The sequence below is a fragment of the Gordonia sihwensis genome, from assembly GCF_029632925.1.
In the GTDB taxonomy this organism is placed as follows: Bacteria; Actinomycetota; Actinomycetes; order Mycobacteriales; family Mycobacteriaceae; genus Gordonia; species Gordonia sihwensis.
This window is the reverse complement of sequence record NZ_CP121248.1, coordinates 4214396-4237696: the sequence shown is the minus strand read 5'-3', so window position 1 is coordinate 4237696 and position 23301 is coordinate 4214396. Positions and strand designations below refer to the sequence as shown.

Below are 23301 nucleotides of genomic sequence, written 5' to 3'. Positions count from 1 at the left end.
GAGTGCGCTCGTTGTCAGAGGGGATCGGTAAGATTCGAACATAGAAACACAGCAGGAGTGTTCTCGGACACTGTGCAGGTCGAAAGGGGGTGGGTTCGATGGTCACGTCAGAAGTGCTGCTCCCGGACGACCCGGCCGCCCTCGCCCGCCTGTTGGAAGCTGCGGCAACCAAGTTCGCGTCCCTGCCACTGTCCGCGGTCCCCGAAGACACCCTGCTGGAAACCGTCGAGACATTGGAACGTACTCATCGTCGTCTCGACGGTGTCGACGCCGCGGTGCTGGTGGAGGTCTCCGACCGCGGCGCCTATCGCAAAGCCGGATACCTATCGGTGCACCAGTACCTGGCGCAGGGGTTACGGCTCGGTGACGGTGCCGCCCGATCCCGACGCGTCAGCGCCGCCGGCATCGGACGATTCACCGACCTACAAGGCCAAACCCGCCCACCGGTACTGCCGGCGACCGCGGTCGCGGTCGGCGAGGGAGCGATCGGCGCCGACCACGTCCGCGAAATCGACGCCGTTATGGACAAGATCCCCACCGCCATCGACGCCGACACCCGAGCACGCGCCGAGGCACAGCTGGCCTGGGTCGCCCGCGAGCTGAGTCCGGCCGGTGTCCGCACCGCCGGCATCCGACTGCTCGCACACCTGGACCCGGACGGAACCGTCACCGACGAACGCGACCGCAAACGCCTGCGCGGCTTCACGATCCTGCCGCAGGATCTGCGGCTGATGAGCAAAGTCCGCGGCTACCTCACCCCGGCCCTGCGGGCGGAAATGGAAGCCGCACTGCCGTCGTGGGCCGCACCGGGAATGAACAACCCCGACGACCCCGACTCCCCATCCGGGACCGTCGAATCGGCCGACCCGGCCGCCCTCGCCGCCGCCGTCGAACGCGATACCCGCACACCCGGGCAGCGCACCCACGACGGTCTGCAAGCCCTGCTGCGCGCCTCCCACACTGGTGCTGGGGGTGGTCGGCGGTCGGGTGATCTGGTCATCACCGTCACCGACCACGAATTGGCCGAGCACGCCGGGATCGCGTTGACCGCGACCGGGACCCGGCTGCCGGTGACGGAGTTGATCGAAGTCGCCGCCACCGCGACCCCGCACCTGGCCGTCTTCTCCGCCCACACCGGACAAGCCCTCTACCTCGGACGGGGACGCCGGCTCGCGTCGCGGGCACAGCGGTTGATGCTCTTCGCCCGCGACCGCGGCTGCACCGCCCCCGGCTGCGCGGCCCCGTTCACCCGCACCCAAGCCCATCACTTCCCCGACTGGGCCGACGGCGGACCCACCGACATCGACCACCTCGGCGCCGCATGCGGACGCCACAATCGCTCCGTCGGACCCCGCCCCGGCCAATGGCAGACCACGATCCTGATCGACGGACCCCACGCCGGCAGAGTCGCCTGGCGACCCAGCGGCAACACCAGCCGCGGCGGGACAAGACCGCCCGGATGGCGGATCAACCAGATCCACCACGCCGAACTACTCCCGGACCACGAACCCCAACCGCCGCCCGAACCCAGCGAATCTCGCATCGAGAACTACCTCGACACCCTCCTGGCCGCCTGACCACGAGCAGAGACCGGCCGCGGCCGGAAGGATACCGATCGCTAGATCGGCATCAAGTAGTGCTTGCGCGGGTTCCGCAGCACCTGCTTGTCGCGCAGCTGTGCCAGCGCCTTGCGGAGTTGGAGTCGAGTCTGCGCGGGTTCGATGACCGCGTCGACGTACCCCTTCTCCGCGGCGAGGTACGGGGTCGCCATCATCGCGTTGTAGAAGGCGATGAAGTCCTGCCGGACCTTGTCGGCGTCGTTGGCCGACAGACCCTCGGTCTGCTTGCGGGTCAGCACGGCCGCTGCCGACTCCGCACCCATGACGGCGATCTTGGCCGTCGGCCAAGCGAAGTTGATGTCGGCGCCCAGCTGCTTGGAGCCCATCACCGCATACGCGCCGCCGTAGGCCTTGCGCAAGACCACGGTGATCTTCGGAACGTCGGCCTCCACGTAGGCGTAGAGGAACTTGCCCGACCGCCGGATGGTCCCCTTCTGCTCCTCCACCAGGCCCGGCAGGATGCCGGGGGTGTCGACGAGGAAGATCAGCGGGATGTTGTAGGCGTTGCAGATCCGGACGAAGCGCGTCGCCTTCTCCGCCGAGTCGGTGTCGAGGGTTCCCGCCATGACGCTCGGCTGATTGGCGACCACGCCGACGCTCCGACCGTCCACTCGCGCGTAGCCGGTGAGGATGTTCGGGGCGAACAACTCCCCGACCTCGTGGAAGGCGCCGTCGTCGAACAGTCGGATGATGATGTCCCGCATGTCGTAGCCGGCATTGTCGTTGTCGGGCATGAACGTGTTGAGGCTGAGGTCCGACTCCGTGATCTCCGGCTCCAGACCCGGGTTGATGATCGGCGGCTCCTCGTGTGCGCTCGACGGCATGTACTGCAGGTACTCGCGGACCCACTCGAATGCCGCCGCCTCATCCGGTGCGATGTGGTGGATGTTGCCCCACCGCGCCTGGTTGTGGGCGCTGCCGAGGTCTTCGGCCGAGATCTCCTCACCCGTGGTCTGCTTGATGACGTCGGGCCCGGTGACGAACATGTAGCTCTTGTCCTCGACCGCCACCAGGATGTCGGTGTTGGCAGGCGTGTACACCGCGCCGCCCGCGCATTTGCCGAGGATCACCGAGACCTGCGGCGCCAGACCCGACAGCAGGTCGTTGCGGCGTCCCATCTCGGCGTACCAGGCCAGCGATGTGACGGCGTCCTGAATGCGGGCGCCGGCCGAGTCGTTGATACCGACCATCGGGCAACCGAGCTTGCCCGCCCACTCCATCAGCGCCGACACCTTGCGGCCGAACATCTCACCGACGGTGCCGCCCATCACGGTCTGGTCGTGACTGAAGGCGGCCACCGGCCGTCCGTGGACCAGCCCGTGACCGGTCACCACGCCGTCGCCGTAACCGGTCTCCCCGGCTCCCGGCATCTTGGCGAGCGCACCGACCTCCACGAAGGTCCCCGGGTCGAACAGCAACTCCAGCCGTGCGCGCGGCGACAGGATGCCCTTCTTGGCGCGCTTGGCGATCGCCTTCTCGCCCCCGGGTTCCTTCGCCAGTTCGAGCTTCTCGCGCAGATCGGCGAGCTTGGCAGCAGTCGTGTCAGTCACTACGTGTGCCCTTTCCGTCACTTCTCGGTACTGATATCTGCCATGCGGCGGGCCAGGTCGGCTGCGACCTTCGCGACGTAGGGCTCATCCACGATGGCCAGGTGGTCGCCGCCGATGTGAATGATCTCCAGATCGTCCACCACCTCGCCCCAGCGCCCGTCCTCATCGATCTCGGCCCACTGCGGCTCGAGTTCGATGGCTCCGTCGTGCATCTTGTCCGCGCGGTAGAGCACCACCTTGCCGTCGTACGGAGTGGGATCGATCTCGGTGAGCGCACGGTTGTCGAGGAACGACGTCCGCTGATGCTCGATGATCCCGCCCGGAATCTTGGTCCCCGACATCGACATCATCTCGGTGATGATCGCGAACTGCTCGTTGTCGTCGGCGGCGACGAGCCGGTCCATCGGGATCGGCACGTCCTCGTCGAGCCCGTAGGTCTTGATCGCGAACGCCTTCCAACGCTCCAGCCGCGCTCGCTTGTTCTCCGGGGTGTCGGGCACGTCCCGGGTCGGGCGCACCACGTCGATCAGTCCGACGAAGGCGATCTCCTCGCCCTCCTCGCGGAGCAGCTGTGCGGCGCCGTAGGCCAGCGCCCCGCCCAGAGACCAGCCCACCAGCACATACGGACCGTGCGGCTGCACCTCGCGCAGGCGCGGCATGTACTGCCGTACCCGCTCTTCGATGGTGCCCTCGACTCGGTCGAAGCCGATCACCGGCTGGTCGTCCGGCAGCCGCTTGAGCAGTGCCTCGTAGGCCGAGGTGTTGCCGCCCGCGGGGTGGAACACCAGCATCGGCGTCGGGTCGCCCGCGGCGGTGTCGAACGTGTGCTTCGGCGTGCCGTCGGAATTCTTCGGGACACGCAGGAACCGCACGAAGCCGTCGATGTCGGCAGACGCCTCCATGTGCTGACGGACGTAGTTCGAGAGCTCCTCGATCGTCTCCGAATCGAGGACGTCCTCGACGTCGATCTCGCCTCCGGTGCGCTCGTTCAGCCGCTCGGTGAGCTTCTCCGCGGTCTCGTCGTCGAGCACCGGCAGCTTGTTGAAGACGCCACCGGCCGACTTGCCGGTCACCACCGCGTACGCACCGTAGGTCAGGCGTTCGGCAGCATCGCGCGGCGGCACATCGGTGCCCGAGGCCTCCGCAACCGACGCCTGGTCGGTGATGGTGGGAGCCTGTGCGGGCGGGGTGTCGGTGGCGGTCTCGGCCATCTTGGGCGCTTCGGTCACCTGGCTCCGACTCGACTCCTCGCTCGCGCTCGTCGTCGGCTCAACGGGCTCGACCTGCTCTGCAGGCTCCGGCGCATCGGGCGCCTGTCCCTTCAAAGCATCCTTGGCCAGTTCCGCATCGATGTAGGCGTTCAGCGCGGCGGTGTCGAGTTCTCCGCCGCCGGTGGCCTTCTCCAGGTCGTCGAGCTGATCGCGGTGGGTGACCGCGAAGGCGACGAACTTCTCGACGTCCGACAGATCAGCCTGTCGCATCGCCTGCAGCTGCAGCTGCGGGATCTCGAACTCGTACTCGACGCGGTTCTTGATGCGAACCGCCATCAGGGAGTCGAGGCCCAGTTCGATGAGGGGGATCTCCCGCGGCAGGTCCTCGGGGTCGTAGCCCATCGACTCACCGACGATGACCGCGAGGCGGTCGCCCACGCTCTCTCCCGAGTCCGGGCTCCACCGGTCGCCGATCACGTCGACGACCTCGTCCTCGACGACCACCTTCTCGTCGACGAAGCCGGAGGCCTTCGCGGCCTCGGCAGGCGTCTGCGCGTCCGCGCCGGTCGCGGACGGCACCGGCTCGCGCACCGTGCCGCCGGTCACCGCGGCCTGGTAGAGCAGCGCGAATCCGCCCTGCGGACCGGCGTGCACACTGATCGCCGCGCCACCCGGGTGGCCGGTGAGCGTGGTCGTGACCGTGCCGTCGGTCGGGAAATCACCGAGAGACTCGACTGCCGCCACCGCGGCGCCGGAACCGAGCACCTGCTTCGCCGCGGCGAGCACCAGCTCCCGCGGATCGGTGACCGCCGCGGCGTTGACCTCCCAGGCGTGCCTGCCGTCGGGCAGCGCGACGTGCGCGCCCGGCACCGAACCGGCACCCGAGCCACCGGAGATCACTGCATCGATCCAATACGGCTTGCGCTCGAACCGCGTTCGCGGAATGTTCGCGAACCGCTGATCCGGTCCAGTGCCGAACAGAGCCGCCACATCCACCGGATGCCCGTGGACGTACAGCTTCATCAGCGCGTTGACGAGCCCGTAGCTCTCGTCCTCCTTGCGGCGCAGCGTCTCGATCAGCTCCGCGTCGTGCACCCCGGCGCCGAACGTGGTGGCGGCCACCGAGATCAGGACGGCGGGATTCGGCGAGAGTTCGACGAACGTGCGGTGCCCGGCCTCCACCGACTTCGCGATCGCCTGGGCGAACCACACACTGTGGCGCAGGCCCTTGAGGTAGTAGTCGATCGTGAACACGTCGGGGGTGCCCGGACGGTAGAAGGTCTCGCGGTCCACCGAGCTGTAGACGCCGTACTTCAACGGCTGCGGCTCGATGCCGGTGATCTCGTAGGAGAGTTCACCGAGCAGCGGGTCCATCTGCGAGGTGTGGCTCGCGCCCTTGGTCTGCAGCTTGCGGCCCAGCTTGCCCTCGGCCTCGGCACGCGCCACGATCGCGTCCACCTGCGGTCCCGGACCGCCGATCACCGTGTGCGTGGGAGCCGCGTAGACGCAGATCTCGAGGTCCGGGTAGTCCACGAGGACGTCGTTGATTTCTTCCGCGCTGTACTCGACCAACGCCATGAAGCGCACCGCGTCGCCGGTCAGCATCGCCTCGCCCTCGCCCATCAAGCGCGAACGCTGGCAGATCACCCGCGTGGCGTCCTCCAGCGACAGTCCGCCGCTGATGTAGGCAGCCGACGCCTCGCCCATCGAGTGCGGAACAAGGACGCCGGGCTCGGCGCCGTAGTGGCGCATCGTGTCGGCCAGCGCCACCTGGATCGTGTAGATGCCGATCTGCGCGGTCTCGATCTCGTACGTCCGCGCATCGTCGAGGAAGATCTCGACCATCGAATACCCCAGCTCCCGCTGGATGTAGGCGTCGACGCGGTCGGCGTACTTCGCGAACACCGGGTTCTCGGTGTACAGCTGCTTGGCCATCTTGCGATGCTGCGAGCCGAAACCGGAAAGCAACCACACCGCGGACGCGGCGTCGGGAGAGTCGCAGGTGTAGACGAAGGGCAGCGACTTACCTTCGGCGACCGCGCGCATGCCCTTGACCGCGTCCTCGTACGTACGAGCCATCACCACCGAGCGCGTGCGGCCGTGGTTGCGGTGAGCCAGGGCACGGCCGATCTCCGCCAGCGGCGTCTGCCTGCCCTCGTCCGACTCCAGCCACTCGACCAGCTCCGCGGCGGCCTTGCGCCGGCGTGAGGCCAGAAAACCGGAGATCACCAGGGGCACTACAGCGCCGGGGACGGCGGCCGGCGCGAAGCCCTCCGCCGGATCGGCCTCGGGTGCCTCCGCGGCCACCGGCTCACGCTTGGCCTGAGCCGCGAGCACCGCCCGCTCGGCCTCGGTGAGGAAGTCGTCGTCGTCGAGATCGTCGGGCACCGGGACCCCGGCGGCGGCGTCGGCGTCGGCGGGCGAGGCCGCGCGGTCTTCGAAGTCGGACGGCAGCACCTCGCGGACCACGACGTGCGCGTTGGTTCCGCCGAAACCGAATCCGGAGACACCGGAGACGGCGTGCCCGGAGTACCGCGGCCACTCGGTCGGTTCGGTGATCACCCGGAGGTTAGTGGCCTCGAACTGGATGTACGGGTTGGGTCCCGCGTAGTTCAGCGAAGCGGGGAGTCTGTCGTTCTGAAGCGAGAGCACCACCTTGGCGAGCGCACCGGCGCCCGCCGCCGACTCCATGTGACCGAAGTTGGTCTTGGCCGAGCCGAGCAGCATCGGCGCGTCGCCGCTGCGGCCGCGACCGACCACGCGGCCGAGCGCATCGGCCTCGATCGGGTCGCCGAGCACGGTTCCGGTGCCGTGCGCCTCGACGTAGTCGACGGTGCGCGGGTCGATGGCGGCGTCGGCGTACGCCGAGCGCAGCACCTCCACCTGGGCTTCGGGATTCGGCGCGAAGATGCCGTTCGAGCGTCCGTCGGAGTTGACCGCGGAACCGGCGATCACCGCGAGAACGGTGTCGCCGTCGCGGCGGGCGTCGGCCATCCGCTTGAGGACGAAGACGCCGCCGCCCTCGGCGCGGATCATGCCGTTGGCGTCCGAGGAGAAGGCCTTGATCCGACCGTCCGGCGCCTGTGCGCCGATCTGGTCGAAGCCGAGCGTCGCGGCCGGGGTGATGAGCATGTTGACGCCGCCGGCGATGACGACATCCGAATCACCGTTCCGCAGGCTGCGCACGCCCTCGTGAACGGCGACCAGCGACGACGAGCACGCCGTGTCGATGGCGAGCGACGGGCCGTGGAAGTCGAAGAAGTACGACACTCGGTTCGCGATGATCGACGTCGCCGTACCGGTCAGCGCGTACGCGGCCGTCTCCGATGCGCCTTCGCCGAGCCCGAGGGTCGCCAGCAACTGGTAGTCGTTGGTCGAGGTGCCCATGAAGACGCCCACCTGGCCACCGCGCAGGTCACTCGGCGGGATGTGCGCGTGCTCCAGCGCCTCCCACGTCAGCTCCAGTGCGAGCCGCTGCTGCGGGTCGACGTTCTCCACCTCGCGCGGGCTCATCTGGAAGAAGTCGGCGTCGAAGCCCGTCACGTCGTCCAGGTAGCCGCCGCGGACGTTGCCCTTCTCGATGGCCTCGGCCAGTCGCGGGTCGGCCTTGAACTCGAGCCACCGGTCGTCCGGCAGATCGGTGATGCCGTCGACGCCGCTGATCAGCGCCTCCCAGGTCGACTCCGGGGTGGTGCCCGCCTTGGGGAACCGGGTGGCCAGGCCGACGATGGCGATATCGTCGTCGGCCGATCGCTCACGCTCCCAGAACCGGTCGGCCTCGACGTCGAGTCCCTCGTCGGGATCGCCTTCGATGATCCGCTTGGCCAGCGACGCGATCGTCGGGTGGTTGTACGCGGCGGTCGCGGTGAGGATGACCCCGGTGAAGTCCTCGACGTCGGCCGCGAGCGCGACGGCGTCCCGCGAGGCCAGTCCGAACTCCTCCATCGGGCGGTCGTCGGAGATCTGCTCGACGGCCACACCCGTGGCCCGCGACACCCAGTTGCGGAGCCAGTCGCGCAGTTCGTCGACGGTCAGGTCGCCGACGGTCTCGCCGTTCGAGACGGCGCGGCCGGCCGGGGACTCAGTGCTCTCGGAGGGCCCGGTGCGCTCGGTGGGCCCAGTGGTGTCGGAGGGCGCAGTGCTGTCAGACGGCGCGGTGTTCTCAGTTTCAGACATCGTATTCAGCCTACCGGTGGCGTTAATCATTTCGTTACTCAGCAAAAGGCCCGGTATGTCACGGCGTGACATACCGGGCCGGTCGCCGTCTCATGCGTCGGCGTCGGGGAACGCGGTCTGCTGGTACCCGCCGCGCAGGGTTCCGTCGATGTACGCGGCCTTGGTGGCGCGGCGTGCGATCTTGCCGCTGGACGTGCGCGGAATGGAACCGTTCGGGACCAGCAGCACGTCGCGGGCCATCACGCCGTGCCTGCCGGCGATGGTCGCGCGTACGGCGTCGGCCACTTCCTGCGGGTCGGCTTTGCGTCCGGGACGCTCGGCGACGATCACCAACTGCTCGGACGAGTCGTCGGGATCGCGGGTGAGTCCGCTGAAACCGCCCTCGAAGACCTCGTCGGGCAACTGGTTGGCCGGCACCGCGAATGCGGCGACGAAGCCCGGACGGATCGCGACGCTCGCCTCCTGGGCGCTCGCCTCGAGATCCTGCGGGTAGTGGTTGCGGCCGTCGACGATCACCAGGTCCTTGACTCGCCCTGTGATGTACAGGTCGCCCTCGTACCAGACGCCGAAGTCGCCGGTCCGCATCCAGCGGTCGTTGTCGGGTGCGCCCTCGGCGTGGCTGCCGCTCTCGAGCCGCTTGGCCAGCCGGTTGTGGAAGGTCTCGACGGTCTCCTCGTCCTTGTTCCAGTAGCCCTCGCCGATGTTCAGTCCGTTCAGCCAGATCTCACCGACCCGCCCGTCGGCCTGCTCCTCGCCCGTCTCCGGGTCGACGATGGCGGCCCACTGGCTCAGCGCCACCTGACCGCACGAGACCTGCGCCACGGCGCCCTCGGCCTCCGAGTCGACCGGCACGAATTCGCCCTGATTTAGCTTCTCGCGGTCGACGTACCGGACGAGCGCCTCGTTGTCGCGCTGGGTGGCAGAGACGAACAGCGTGGCCTCGGCCATGCCGTAGCAGGGTTTGATCGCCTTGGGCGAGAGCCCGTACGGCGCGAAGGCCTCGTTGAACTTGCGCATCGAACTGACGGTGACCGGTTCGGAACCGTTGATCAGGCCGATCACGTTCGACAGGTCGAGCGTCTCGCCCTCGTGGGGCAGACCGCGCAGCGCAGCGTGCTCGTAGGCGAAGTTGGGGGCCGCGGCGTAGGTCGGGGCGTGGTCGTCGACCGCCGCCAGCTCGCGGATCCAGCGGCCCGGGCGGCGCACGAAAGCCATCGGGCTCATGATCGTGACGTAGCGGCCGCCCAGCGCGGGCAGGATCACGGTGAGCAGACCCATGTCGTGGAACAGCGGCAACCAGGTGACGCCGCGGGCGTTGCGGTCGATCTCGATGGTGTCGTAGATCTGCAGACAGTTCGCTGCCACCGCCCGGTAGGTGATCTCCACGCCGGCGGGCACGCGGGTCGAGCCGGAGGTGTACTGCAGGTAAGCGACCGAGTCGAGGCTGTTCCGGTCGGCCACCGGCGGCACCCAGGAGGCGCCCACCGAGTCGGGAACCGCGTCCACCGCGATCACGCGGGGGCGCTCCTTGGCCGGACGGTCGGCGAAGAAGTCGCGCACCGCCTCGGCCGATTTCGTCGAGGTGAGGATCGCCGAGGGCTTGCAGTCCTCGAGGACACCGATCAGCCGGTCGGTGTGGCCGGGCTCGTCGGGACTGAACAACGGCACGGCGATATTGCTCGCGTACAGCGAGGCGAAGAAGCCGATCACGTACTCCAGCGACTGCGGCGCGAGGATCGCGACCCGGTCACCCGGCTGCGTCACCTGCTGCAGCCGCGCGGCGACGGCGCGCAGACGCTTGCCGAACTGCGCCCAGGTGAGGTCGATGCGCTCACCGTCCCGCTCCCGGCTGAAATCGAGGAAGCGGTAGGCCAGGGTGTCGGCCTGTTCCCGAACGTTGCGCTCGACATAGTCGACCAGCGTCACGTCGTCCTCGAAATGGAGGTTGCCGGTCTCGTCGAGGAACTGCTCGAACTCGGTATTCAGCATCCGTTAACTCCTGTTACCCGCACTCTTGCACGGCCTTGGGTCAATTGATCCGCACGCGTCCCCCCGTGGCACCACGGTGCCCAGCCCCCCGAACGTACGAAAACCTCGGTCAGTTTACTCTCCCCGCAGAAGCGGGATGACAGGCGCGAACGCGTCCATCTGCGTCGGGAATACTCCCACGTAGCTCATCGTGGTCCGGCGGCGGACTTCACGGATCTGCTCGGCGATCTCCTCGAAGGAGCCGAAGGCCAGGTACGGCGACGAGAGGATGTCGTCGACGGTCAGCTCCACATCGCGCGCGATGTTCGGCGGATACCCCTGCTCCAGAGCCTTGAGCGCCATCTCCGCGGTGGCCACGCGATCGTCGGTGACGACGATGGTGGCGATGGTCCAGTTCAGTTCGATCTGATCGAACCGGTCGCCGGCGGCCTCGCGGATCCGGTCGACGCGCTCGATGGTCTTCTCGATCGTCATGTCCGACAGCCGGAGCTTGCCCTCGCGGGTGGTGCCGGTCGCCACCGAGATGATGTCGGCGTGCTTGGCGGCGAGCGCGAGCATCTTGGGACCTCCGCCGCCGACCGCGATCGGCGGTCGCGGCCCCTGGCGCGGTCGAGGCGACCCCTCGAGGCCCTTGATCTGGTAGAACTCGCCGTCGAAGTCGACGGTCTCGCCTCGCATCAGCTTGTCCAGGATCGTCAACGACTCGTCGAGCCTGCGGATCCGCTCGCCGGGCGTGCCGAATTCGATGCCCGCCTTGTCGAACTCCTCTTTCATCCAGCCCGAGCCGATGCCCAGCTCCAGCCGGCCCTTCGACAGGACGTCGATGGTGGTGGCCTCCTTGGCCAGCACGGCCGGATGCCGGAAACCGTTGGCCAGCACGGACGTCGCGAGACGGATGGTGCTGGTGGCCTGCGAGAGCGCACCGAGGGCCGCGAGCGGCCCCACCTGGTTGCCCATGTGATCCGGTATCGCGAAGGTGTCGTACCCGTACTCTTCAGCGGTCTGGGCGAGCTTGACGAATTTCCGGGCGCCGCCCTCGTCCTTGTTGCCCTCGCCGCCCGCGCCGAAGCGGAACTTCCGAAGTCCGTCGGCGGTGTGCGTCGACGAGTCTTTGGCAGTCGTCACGAAGCGTTCTCCTCATAGGTCTGCGGCCCGCTGCGCGGGCCCCAACCCGAGAAGGCTATCGCAGGCAGTCGCATCGCCCAAGCTGACCGGCACTGATACCGCCCCTGTCGGGCGGCGCGGGTCTCGGGGAGCCGGTCTCCGGTTCAGGTGTGCTCGGGATGCGGCGCACCGGAGATCAGCTTCGAGGCCCACGCGGTCATCCACTGCGTGGCGCTCTGTCCGCTGTTCGACTTCCAGTACCGGGTGGTCGCGTACAGGGCGTGCACCGGGTTGCCCGCCGCGTTCGCCAGCTTGCCGATCGCACTCAGCGGATCGTTGACGGTCGGCGAATCGCAGATGAGGTCGCCGGGCGCGCAGATCGAGTAGACGCGATCGGAGAGGTCGCCGAAACCGCCGCTGCGAGCGCCGGACAGCGTGGTTCCGGGAACCATGCTGCCGAAACCGCCGAGTGCGATCTCGGCGCCGACACCGGCCGGGCTCGGCGCCACGTCGTGCTGACCGCCCGGCTGACGACGGCCGTCGGCGATCATCCCCACGCCCAGGACCAGGTCCTGGTCGGCCGCCGGGATAGGACCGCGGCCGTTGGCGATATCGCTCGCGACATCGCCGGTGATGACCGCGCCCTGGGAGAAGCCCATCAGCACGTACCGCGTCAGCGGGCAGTGCGCATGCGTCTTGCGGAGCTTCTCCTCTGCACGCCGGGTGCCCTGAGCACGCGAATCGTCGTAGCTCGCCTGACGGTCCGCCAGGTTGGTCGGATTTCGGAACTGCGCCTTGTACGGCACGGTGTACACCTCGGTCCGCGACCGATCGAACTTCTCCTCCAGCGGCGAGGAGACCTTCAGCATCAGCGACTTCGGGTTCGCGGTGGGATGGTACGGATCGTCGCCCGCCTTCGACTCCCATGTTCCCGGGATCACCAGGGTCAACACGTCGGGACAGTCGGCCGGTTGCGCCTGCGGACGGTTCGACGGCGCCGTGGTGGTGGTGCCCGGCTGCCCGGGCCCCGGCGGAGGGGGCGGCGGCTTGAGCCACTGATAGATCAGGAATCCGATCAGCAGCGCAGCGACGATCGCGAGGACGAGCACGATCAGCAGCAGCCGCCCGATTCGGCGGCGCTTCAGCACAGGTTCTTCTCTGCCGCGGTGATCACCTTGTCGGACTTCGTGTTCGCCTCGGCGTCACTCTTGGTCATCGGGCCGATCGCGGCACGCACGTACGCCTTCACCAGCATGGGATCGGCCTTCTGCGACTTCGCGTCGCACACGTAGTGACCCATGGTCAGCGCCACGTTGTTGTCGTCGTCGCCCATGAACGAGACGTTCTGCTTCTTCAGATCCGTCAGATACGCCTTGTCCTTGTCGCTCAGCTTGATGCCGCTCGGCGGCGGTGATCCGCCCGGGAAGTTGCCCGGCGGAGTGGTGGACGAGTTCGGCTTGGTCTCGGGCGGCGACACGGCGGCCTTCGACGCCCCGCTCTCGGCCTGCTTGGACGCCTCAGCCGATGCGGACGCCTTGCTCGAATCCGATCCGGGCATCGTGGTGGTGGTGACTGGCGCGGTGCCGATGGGGGCGCTCGCGGTCGACGAATCGCTGCACGCGGTGAGCGCGCCGACCGCGACGGCGAGCGCTCCCGCCGCGACGGCGAGCCGGAGGTACTTGGCAGTCATGACGGCAAGCCTACCGCCGTCGAGCGGCCCGACCCGCCGCGCAAAGGGGTTCACCTGCGAAGACATGGCAATTCCTCAGACGAAACTCAGGCAGTGGTGGTGCGGGTCACTCGACCCGGGCACCGCCCTGCGGAGTCCAGGTGATCTTGCCGCGTTCGAAGGTGTTGAACTTGACGCCGTCGCGGCCGGTCTGCTCGTCGCTGGTCGGCAGTCCCAACCGGTCCGCGGCGGGCACGTACGCGCCGCCGATCGCGCCGCCGACCACCTTCGGTCCCTTGGGTCCGGTGAAGATGCGTCCGTTGCGGAAGTCCTGGGCACTGCCTCCGGGCACCGGGTACTGCGGGGTGAGGCAGCCGCCGAGATCCTTGACCTGCGGCGCCTTCTTGAAGGCGTCGCCCACCTGGCACGCCACCTTGTCGCCGCTGAGTCCCAGCGCGCTCGCGGCCTGCGGCCACGCCTGTGCCATTTCGAACTCCCAGTAGGGCCAGGTGTGCGTACCCGACGGCCGGTAGACGGCCTGCCCCGGGATGCCCAGCTTGTTGAGGCGGGAGGCGAACTGCTGGCTGGTGACCCGAGAGAGGACCTCCAGGCCCACGCCGGAGTAGTTGGTCGCCAACAGCGGGATGTCGGAGGGCTTGTCGTGGGGGCCCACCACGCCGTTGCCCGACGAGATGTACAGGCTGGTGCCCCGCAGCTTGGATGCGAGCACGTACGGGTCGTGCTCCTTCCAAGCCGGGTCGCTCGGCGGTCCGAACATCTTCATCGAGTCGTAGCCGCCGCCGTCGCGCAGGGCGAACTGGACGGCCTGCGGCATTCCGTACGACGACAGCTGGAGAATGCCCGAGAAGGACGCCGCGAACCGGTAGAAGCCGGGGTTGCGGGCAGCGAGCATCATCGCCGCCGAACCGCCCATCGACAGACCTTCGATGCCGCGCACGTCGGTGGATCGCCACTGTCCCTCGAGGATCGGCGGCAGCTCGTGGATCAGGAAGGTCTCCCACTGGTAGTTCTTACCGCGGTCGGGTTCCTTCCAGTCGGTGTAGAAGCTCGACTCTCCGCCGACCGGCATGATCACGTTGACGTTCTTGTCCTGATAGAACTGTTCGGCGTTGGTGTTGATGAGCCAACCGCTCTGGTCGTCCTGCGCCCGCAGTCCGTCCAGCATGGTCAGCTGAGGGAACTTGGCGCCCGGGTTCGAGAACCAGTCGCGGGCCAGGAGGATCTGAACCTGGATGTCGGTGTTCATCGCGGGCGAGTGCACCCACAGCGCCACGCGGTGCGAGCTGTACCAGTACGTCTTGGTGACCACGGCCGGCGGTGCCGGCTTGGCCGGAGCGGGCTTGGCTCCCGGCTTGTCGCCGGTTTTGGCGTCCGGCTTCGCGCCCGGCTTGGCGGGGGCGGGCTTGTCGGCGCCCGGCTTGGGCGCGGGCTTGGGAGCCGGCTTGGCGGGCGCCTGCTGCGGCGGCTGGGGCGCCGGATCGGCGAACGCGGGCCCCGCACCGGCGGCGACCATCGATACGGCCACGGCGAGACTCGCCGCGCCTCGTCTCGCGGTCGTCGTCTTGGTCCAGATCTTCACTGCGTACTCCTCACAAGTCCCCGGCCGTGCCTTCTCGCGCCCACGCGACACCGGGCGTCTCCCGTGTTTTTACACGGGAAATCCTCAGTTCGGTGCGCGCCACGCTGTGACTCGTGTGAATTATGTGACTGAAGTGTCTAAGACGTCCCGGAATGACGCGACCGAACCAGCCCCGCCCGGCCCCCGCCCGGCCACAGTCGGCCCGACTACGGACTGAGCCGCGACATCGCGGATGCGATGTCGCGGCTCAGGCGAGATGTGCTCTAGCGCGCGGCCAGTGGGATCAGTTGAAGAATCCCCGGGCCTTGGCGTTCCACAGCATGTCGCTCCAGTAGCCCCAGGCGTGGGTGCCGTTGGCGGAGTACGACATCACCGGGACTCCCTGGACGAAGGCCGCAGCCTCGAAGGCCTTGGCCTGCGCGAACGCCAGGAGCTCGAGCGGCGTGCCCTTGAACAGGTCGTCGAAGGTGTTCTGCGGGTAGTTGTAGCGGCCGAACAGACCGTTACCCGAGCCGACGAAGATCTTGAGGCCGTGCATGCGGTTGATGAGCATGAACGGATCGTTCTGCGTCCAACGCGGGCTCCACGGCGGACCCCACATCGCGTCGACGTTCCACGGCTGCGGCTCCACGTCCAGCATGGCCAGACGGAGCGCGGTGCGCATGCCCGGCGCCGACAGCGTCAGGTAGCCCGACAGCGAGCCGGCCGCGTAGTAGAGGTCACGACGCTGCGCGGCGTGCGTCAGCGCGGCACCGCCGCCCATCGACAGACCCATGATGGCGTACTTGCCGCCCTTGCTCGCGAAACCCTTGCTGCGCAGAGCCGGGACGAGGCGCTTGTCGAGCACGCAGCCCCACTTGTACGCCTTGCGCTGGCCGTTGAAGTTCGACGGCGCATCCCAGTCGGTGTAGAAGCTGGCGGGACCGCCCACCGGCATGACGACGTTGACGCCGCGATCGGCCATCGCGCGGGCGTTGGTCTCGATGTCCCAGCCGCTGCGGTCGTAGCGCGCACGCATTCCGTCCAGCAGGATCACCGTGCGGGTGTTGCCGGGCTTGCGCCAGGCCTGCACCTTCACCTGACCGGGGGCCATCGACTTGTTGCCGAAGGCGCCGTTGGTCGGCATGCCACAGGCGTCGATCCAGAACCCCGCGTACGACGCGGCGCTCGCCTGACCCGCTCCGATGGCGGTACCCATCAGCCCCATGGCAGTGAGCACTGCGACGAGGACCGCGGTGAACCGGCGATGGCCGGCCTGCGGTTTGCTCTTAGCTACGCGCATTGACTGCATTCTCCCTAACTCTGCTTTGCACTCACCGGCGGTCCTGAGACCACCTGTGAACCTCTTCGGCACGCGTGGGCACCGTCGTTGACGTCACAAAAGTCACATCTGCAACTGGATAGAGCGAGCCTATTCGACTCTCCCACCCTCACCAAACCCTGTGATCGCAATCACATCGCCTGGTCAGTCGACTTGTGCACAGCCGCTCCGTGGGCCTTCACCCTCGTTGCGGCCACGCCGTTTCTATCGTGCAACCGAGCAAGGACGTTACCGTTTCGATATCTGGCCCGCCAATCGGTGAGAGCTATCTGACACATGTCCATCTCAGCTTCACCTGAGGCGGCTCTCAGTTATCCGAGGTCAGCCCCTTGGGCATCGCCAAGCCGCACCGCTCGATCTCGTATTTCGGTTCGCGGGCGATCCGGTAGGAATTGAACTCTGCGGCCTGCCGCAGGTTGTGCCGGAATCGGGCGAATGTCCAGGTGCCCTTGTACGAGGCGAATCGCGCTTCGGTCATCGGGCAGGTCAGTGCCACGCGGGCCATCTTCACCTCGTCCCGGTCGATGAACGCCGGGAAACCCGAGACGCTTCCGCTCTCGGCGACCACCCATTCGGTCGGCAGATGCTTGTCGTGCCCGATGCGCCCGTCGGTCAGCCGCGGCGTGTGCGCCGCCAACGGATACGCCAGGCCCATCTGGTCCACCACCCGGACGTCGAGCGGAGCGTTCATGCTCGTCATGCCGAGGTTGAGGAAGTACACCGTGGTCTGTCTGGGGATCCCGGGCTTCAAGTGCTCGGGCAGCGGAGCCACGTACCACTCGTCGAAGTTCGCCGACGGGAGGATCACCCCGCCTCCGGCGGCCTCGGTCTGCCGGATCTTCTCGACCATCGCGCGCATCCGCGGATACTCGAGGTAGTCCTCTGCGGTGATCGGGTTCTCGTTGCCCATGTTCGTCACATAGAAGCGACGCTCGTCGACGATGCCGTCGCGGCCGATGTCCATACCGGCGTTGGGCAGCACGGTCTGATTGACCGCCACCCCCCACCACACGGTGGTGACGACGCCGCCGAGCAGCAGCAGCCCGGCGCCGAACTGGTACCGCGACCGCGCGCTGGAGAGCGAGGCGGGAATCGTCACCGGGATCACCATCACCGGCAGCAGCAGAATGAACAGCGGCGCCAGCAGGACGCGGCCGTGCATGAAGTCCCCGCCCTGCCGAATCCAGTACAGGCCGAGGATCAGCCCGGCCACCAGCGTCGTGACGACGACGGCGTTCTGGGACTGCACGTGGTCGACGGCCGACGACCACGTGCGACGGAGCCGCTGCATCGGCGGGACCGGCGGCGCCCCGAGGATCTCCGGCGCATCGGCATCGTCGGCGGGGGCCGCCGAGACGGCAGACGCCGCCCGAGGAGCCTCGCGGCGAGTCAGGTACGCGCCGACGGCGAGCAGTACGCCCGCCACGATCGCGACGATCACCGGCAGCAACAGGGTGTACGGGGTGAACAGGTCGTCCAGGTAGGCGAAGCCCTGCTTCCACTTGGACCCGCTCGCATCCTTCGCGATCGCCGGATTCGGCACCAGGACGGCGTAGTAGCCCATGCGGAAGATCTGATAGCCGATCGGGACGGCTCCCGCGACCACCACCATCGCCACACGCATGCGCCAGCCGATCCGCGAGACGAACAGCACCAGCAGGACCAGTCCGCCGAAGACCGTGATCTCCGGACGGATCAGCGGCGCCATGCCCGCGGTGAAAGCCAGGAGCAGGAAGGCGATCCGCGACCGCCGGCTCCCGTCGGCCGGGTCACGCCGGCCCCAGGCGAGGAACTGGCACCACAGCGCGGCGATCCAGAAGATCACCAGACCGTTCTCGAGGCCGGACGTGGCGAAGTCGCGCGCGGGCGGAATCACGATGTACACGATCGCGCCCAACGGCAGCAGCAGCGTGAGCCCCGGCCCGAGCGCCCGGCGACCGTACAGGCGCGCCGTGCCGTACATGGCGAGCGGCAGCGCGGCCACCGACAGCACCAGCGCCACCCAGAGTGCGACGTACTCGGTGTGCTCGGCGCCGGTCACCCAGCTCCAGAACCAGATCAGGTAGGTCCACGCGGTGGAGGTGTTGGCCTCCACCCGTTCACCGGCGTTGAAGACCGGTCCGTTGCCCGCGAGGAGGTTGCGCACGGTGCGCAGGACGATGAGGCCGTCGTCGGCGATCCAGCGGCGCTGCCACGCACCGATCGCGAACAGCACGGTGACGGCGAGGGCTCCGATCGAGAAGCTGGCGATCGGTGCGATCAGCCTGCGCCGGTCGCCGCGGTTCGCGGGCCGTCCGCCGTCGCGGGGCTCGTCGAGGGCCTCCGGGCCATCGGGGTCGTCGGAGACGACCGGGATCACCGTCGTCGGATCATCGGACCGGGACTCATCAGAGCGGGACATAGACCGCAACACCCACCAGCACGACCCACGCCACCGCAAGGAACTGCAGCACCCGATCGCCGAGCGCGATGTCCTCCGGCTCGCCGGCCTGGCCGCCGTCGACGTCGACGGCGTAGCGGAGGATCGCGACGGTGAACGGCACCATCGAGATGGCGTAATAGACGTTCTGCGAGTGGATGCCGTCGAAGGCCCACAGTCCGTAGCAGAGGACGACGGCGGTGGCCGAGAGCGTCCATACGAACCGCAGGTACGTGGTGGTGTAGTACTCGAGCGACTTGCGGATCTTGGCCCCGGTGCGCTCGGCCAACTGCAACTCGGCGTAGCGCTTGCCCGCGGCCATGAACAGCGAACCGAAGGCCATCACCAGCAGGAACCACTTGGACAGGTCGATCTCGGCGGCCACGCCACCGGCGATGGCGCGCAGCAGGAAGCCCGACGACACGATGCAGATGTCGACGACGGCCTGGTGCTTGAGCCCGAAGCAGTAACCGAGTTGCACGCCCAGGTACACCGCGATCGTCACGGCCGTCTGCCAGTTGGCGATGAACGCGATGCCGATCGATCCGGCGGCCAGCACCACGGCGAGCACGAAGGCGAGGTTGCGCGGCACCACGCCCGCCGCAATGGGCCGGAAGCGCTTGGTGGGATGGTTGCGGTCGGCTTCCACGTCGAGAGCGTCGTTGATGAGGTAGATCGACGACGCGACCAGGCAGAACGAGATGAACGCGATGCCGACGTTCAGCATCCGGTCCGAATCCTTGAGGACCTCGGTTCCGGCCGCCAGCGGCGCCGCCAAGACCAGGACGTTCTTCACCCACTGGCGCGGGCGGAGTGCCTTGATCAGACCCGTCGCCAGATTCTTCGGCGGACCGGGGACGCCGTGCTCGATCGGCTCCTCGCTCATCGGTGCTTCCTCACTTGCTCGAGTCTCGGTTGCGGGATTGTGCATCGGCGGCGATCACCGCTCCCGCGGTCACTGCACCGACAAGAGCGCCGGCGGCCACATCGGAAGGGTAATGGACACCCAGAACCAGACGCGAAAGCAGCATCGGCGGAACCACCGCGGCGGGCACCAGCACCTGCGCGACGGGACTGCCCGCGGCCCGCCCCAGCAGAATCGCCGCAGCGGTGGTGGACGTGGCGTGACTGGACGGGAAACTCAGCCTGCTGGGGGTCCCGACGCCGACGCGGATGTCGGGGTGGCTCGGGCGCCTGCGGCGCACCACGCGCTTGATCACCACGGACGCGGCATGCGCCACGAATGCGCCGGCACCGGCTTCCAGGTAGCGGCGGCGCGCGACCTCGTCGCCACGTCGGTGCGCGGCGTAGGCGCCGGCCCCGGCGAGCGCCAGCCAGCCCAGCGAGTGCTCTCCGAAATGCGAGAGTCCGCGTGCGCCGGAGAGCACGCCGGGCCGGTCGGCGATCGCCGACTGAACGGCCACCAGCATCGCCGCCTCGCCGGTCGCGGGTTCCGGCGCGGCGATCTGATCAATCGATTCCGAAGACACGGGCCCAGCTCTCCTTGCTCACCAGATCGTCATGTGCGGCGCGGTACTCGTCCCGCTTCGCGTCGAACTCATCGCGCAAACGCTTCACGAGCGCCGCCGACTCCCTTGCCAACGACAGCATCTTGTCGCGATCACGCTGGCGGTAGACCACCCCGCGACCGTCGGCGGTGGTGACGGTGACGCCGTCGACCCGGCCGAGCGAGAACCAGCGCGCCTCGATGGGCGGATAGTTGGCCTGCGGGACGCTGTGATGCCGGGGATCGGCCGGGCGCGCATTGTTCACGACCGCCGCGGCGAGTGCCTTCACCTTCGCGACCGGGCCGGTGGGGACGTCTGCGCCCAGCGCCGTGGCCTCCCCGGTGGCGGTCGGCAGGTCGGTGGCCGAGGGAAGCACCACCGCGTCGGGGTAGCCCTTGCGGATCTGCGCCACCTTGCCCAGGGCGGTGGGCAGCAGCGACCGGATGTGCTCCGGCCCGGCGAGGAAGTCGCGGATCGCCTCGTTCTGGATGGCGACCGTGGAGTACTCCAGGCACAGGAGGTGCTTCGCGGTGGCCTTCGCCATCGACTTGAGGATGCCGTCGATGGAGCCGTCGGTGTAGATCGACGCGACCACCAGGCGGTTGCGCAGATGGAAGTACGCCTGCCAGTCGATGGCGTCGTCCTTGTCGCTCCACGCCATATGCCAGATGGCGATGCCCGGGATGGTCGCGGTCGGATAGCCCGCCCGCTCGGCACGGAGCGCGAACTCCCAGTCGTCCCACTTGATGAACAGGGGCATCGGTAGGCCGACGGTCTCCGCGACCTCGCGGGGGATCATGCACATCCACCAGCCGTTGCCCTCGACGTCGATGCGCCGGTGCAGGTTCTTGGAGTTCTCGCGATCGCTGAGCGGATACTCGGCGAAATTGTGGTCGTACTCGACGAACGGAGCGGCGGTCCACATGAACCGGTTGCGGTCGATCACCTCCCCCATGCAGTGCAGATGGCTGCGATCCTGCAGGTTCAGCATCTGACCGCCGACCAACATCGGCGACTTGGCGAAGCGCGACATCGCGAGCGCACGCAGGATCGAGTCCGGCTCGATCATGATGTCGTCGTCCATGTACAGGATGTACGGGCTGTCGGTGAGCCGCAACGCCTCGTACATGATGCGCGCGTAGCCGCCCGACCCACCGAGATTGCCCTGGTCGAAGATGTGCAGACGATCACCGAGGCGCTCGGCGGCGGCCGAGTAGCCGTCCTCGTCGACCACCTTGCGGGTGCCCTGGTCGGGCATCAGGACGGCGTCGATCACGGCGTCGACCATCGGGTCCGAGGTCAGCGCGCTCAATGCCGCGACCGCGTCGGCCGGGCGGTTGAAGGTCGGAATGCCCACGGTGACGCGGTCGGTGCCGGCCTGTGCGGGCTCGATCGGTGCATACCACCCGGCCGAGAGGATCTCGGTGTCCGTGTCGGTGGTGATGTCGAACCAGATCCAGCCGCCGTCCTCGAACGGGCCGAGGTCGGTCTGAAACTCGAACACGCCGGTCCCGTCGTCCCCGAGCGGAACCAGATCGCCGCCGATCGCGATACGGGAGCCGTCGATCTTGGATCGGTAGAGGTCCACGCGCGCAATTCCGCGCACCTCGACGCGCAGGACCACCGAGTCCAGGACGCTCCAGCGGCGCCAGTACGAGGCGGCGAAGGCGTTGAAGTAGGTCGCGAAGCTGATCTCCGAATCGGCGCCGAGCCGCACGCTGGTGCGGTCGGGCGCGTGGGCGCGCGAGGCGTTGCTCGGCGACTCCACGAGGTACAGCGACCGAACGTCCAGCGGTTCACCCGGACGAGGGAAGATCACGCGCTGAAGCAGGCTGACCGCTCCGGATTGCTGTGCCTGAGTCATCGGGCCGCTCCCTCGGCCAGCGGCGCACCGTCGCGCAGGTGCGGCGCCAGCGTGTTGTCGAACATGGTCAGCGCGCTGGCGATGGCCATGTGCATGTCCAGGTACTGGTAGGTGCCGAGGCGACCGCCGAAGAGCACCTTGGACGAGGCCGCCTCGGCTTTCGCCAATTCGCGGTAGGCGCTCACCATGGCGCGATCGTCCGGGGTGTTGATCGGGTAATAGGGCTCGTCGTCGTCCTTGGCGAAGCGGCCGTACTCCCGCATGATGACGGTCTTGTCGGTCGGATAGCTCTTCCGCTCCGGGTGGAAGTGGCGGAACTCGTGGATCCGCGTGAACGGCACGTCGGCGTCGTTGTAGTTCATCACCGGGGTGCCCTGGAAATCGCCGGTCGGCACCACCTCGAGCTCGAAATCGAGCGTGCGCCAGCCGAGCCGGCCCGCCGAGTAGTCGAAGTAGCGGTCCAGCGGGCCGGTGTAGACGACGGGTGCGTCGGGACTCGCGGCGCGCAGCTCGTCGCGAACGTCGAACCAGTCGGTCGACAACCGCACCTCGATGCGCTCATCGGCCGCCATGTTCTCCAGCCACGCGGTGTAGCCGTCCACCGGCAGACCCTCGTAGGTGTCGTTGAAGTAGCGGTTGTCGAAGTTGTAACGGACCGGCAGACGGGTGATGTTGCCCGCCGGGAGGTTCTTCGGATCGGTCTCCCACTGCTTGGCGGTGTAGTGCTTGATGAATGCCTCGTAGAGGGGACGGCCGATCAGGCTGATCGCCTTCTCCTCGAAGTTCGCCGCCGCATCGGTGTCGACCTCGGACGCCTGTTCGGCGATCAGCGCACGCGCCTCGTCGGGGGTGAAGTAGCGGCCGAAGAACTGGGACACCAGGCCCAAGCCCATCGGGAACTGGTAGGCCTGGCCGTTGTGCATCGCGAAGACTCGATGCTGGTAGCCGGTGAAGTCGGTGAACTGGTTGACGTACTCCCACACACGCTCGTTGGACGTGTGGAACAGGTGCGCGCCGTACTTGTGGACCTCGATGCCGGTCTCCGGCTCCGCCTCCGAGTACGCATTGCCACCGATGTGGTCACGCCGTTCGACGACGAGCACTCGCTTCCCCAGTTGCGTCGCTGTGCGTTCGGCGACGGTCAAGCCGTAGAAACCCGAGCCGACCACGATCAAGTCGTAGGTGCTGTTGTTCGTCACGACTGTTCAGCCTATCGGACCGATCCTGAGTATTCCCGCAGCGAGCACGCGCGACGGCCCGCCCGGCGGTGT

Annotated in this window: 14 protein-coding genes; 1 reads left to right on the top strand and 13 read right to left on the bottom strand. The window is 67.9% G+C overall.

What is annotated here, in order from left to right:
• The first annotated feature begins 98 nt into the window (after window positions 1-98).
• Window positions 99-1577 (top strand): HNH endonuclease signature motif containing protein, encoded by a 1479-nt coding sequence (locus P5P27_RS20085; RefSeq protein ID WP_278125775.1) that lies wholly within the window; start codon window positions 99-101, stop codon window positions 1575-1577.
• A gap of 41 nt (window positions 1578-1618) precedes the next feature.
• Here P5P27_RS20085 and P5P27_RS20080 read toward each other — a convergent pair whose 3' ends face one another.
• From P5P27_RS20080 to glf, 13 genes are all read right to left on the bottom strand, one after another.
• Entirely contained in the window at window positions 1619-3169 is a 1551-nt protein-coding gene (locus P5P27_RS20080) for an acyl-CoA carboxylase subunit beta (RefSeq protein ID WP_006897121.1), read from the bottom strand.
• A 17-nt stretch (window positions 3170-3186) separates the two neighbouring features.
• Window positions 3187-8556 carry a polyketide synthase Pks13 gene (pks13, locus tag P5P27_RS20075; RefSeq protein ID WP_278125773.1) on the bottom strand — a complete coding sequence of 1790 codons (5370 nt, stop codon included), beginning with the start codon at window positions 8554-8556 and terminating at the stop codon, window positions 3187-3189.
• Between the two features lie 90 nt (window positions 8557-8646).
• The gene (gene fadD32, locus P5P27_RS20070) at window positions 8647-10545 is read right to left on the bottom strand and encodes a long-chain-fatty-acid--AMP ligase FadD32 (RefSeq protein ID WP_062367838.1); all 1899 of its coding nucleotides are present in this window, start codon (window positions 10543-10545) and stop codon (window positions 8647-8649) included.
• A 114-nt stretch (window positions 10546-10659) separates the two neighbouring features.
• On the bottom strand, window positions 10660-11670 hold the full coding sequence (locus tag P5P27_RS20065) for an LLM class F420-dependent oxidoreductase (protein WP_006897124.1): 1011 nt from the start codon (window positions 11668-11670) through the stop codon (window positions 10660-10662).
• A gap of 143 nt (window positions 11671-11813) precedes the next feature.
• Window positions 11814-12797, bottom strand: a complete 984-nt coding sequence (locus tag P5P27_RS20060; protein ID WP_045539322.1) for a cutinase family protein — start codon at window positions 12795-12797, stop codon at window positions 11814-11816.
• Complete coding sequence (locus tag P5P27_RS20055; RefSeq protein ID WP_039867708.1) at window positions 12791-13339, bottom strand: DUF732 domain-containing protein; 549 nt, start codon at window positions 13337-13339, stop codon at window positions 12791-12793. The genes P5P27_RS20060 and P5P27_RS20055 overlap by 7 nt, the downstream gene beginning before the upstream one ends.
• Window positions 13340-13445: 106 nt before the next feature.
• A complete protein-coding gene (locus P5P27_RS20050; protein WP_278125768.1) occupies window positions 13446-14918 on the bottom strand; it encodes an alpha/beta hydrolase-fold protein in 1473 nt (490 codons plus the stop codon).
• A gap of 283 nt (window positions 14919-15201) precedes the next feature.
• Window positions 15202-16200: an alpha/beta hydrolase gene (locus P5P27_RS20045; RefSeq protein WP_006897128.1), complete on the bottom strand. Its 999-nt coding sequence runs from the start codon at window positions 16198-16200 to the stop codon at window positions 15202-15204.
• 346 nt (window positions 16201-16546) lie between these two features.
• Window positions 16547-18640, bottom strand: coding sequence for an arabinofuranosyltransferase AftB family protein (locus P5P27_RS20040; protein WP_278125766.1), 2094 nt, complete (start codon window positions 18638-18640; stop codon window positions 16547-16549).
• Entirely contained in the window at window positions 18627-19544 is a 918-nt protein-coding gene (locus P5P27_RS20035) for a decaprenyl-phosphate phosphoribosyltransferase (protein ID WP_006897130.1), read from the bottom strand. Before P5P27_RS20035 ends, P5P27_RS20040 begins: the two co-directional genes overlap by 14 nt.
• A gap of 10 nt (window positions 19545-19554) precedes the next feature.
• Entirely contained in the window at window positions 19555-20148 is a 594-nt protein-coding gene (locus P5P27_RS20030; RefSeq protein ID WP_006897131.1) for a phosphatase PAP2 family protein, read from the bottom strand.
• Window positions 20129-22030, bottom strand: coding sequence for a glycosyltransferase (locus P5P27_RS20025; protein ID WP_278125763.1), 1902 nt, complete (start codon window positions 22028-22030; stop codon window positions 20129-20131). Before P5P27_RS20025 ends, P5P27_RS20030 begins: the two co-directional genes overlap by 20 nt.
• Window positions 22027-23229, bottom strand: coding sequence for a UDP-galactopyranose mutase (glf, locus tag P5P27_RS20020; RefSeq protein ID WP_278125760.1), 1203 nt, complete (start codon window positions 23227-23229; stop codon window positions 22027-22029). The genes P5P27_RS20025 and glf overlap by 4 nt, the downstream gene beginning before the upstream one ends.
• Window positions 23230-23301: the final 72 nt, after the last annotated feature.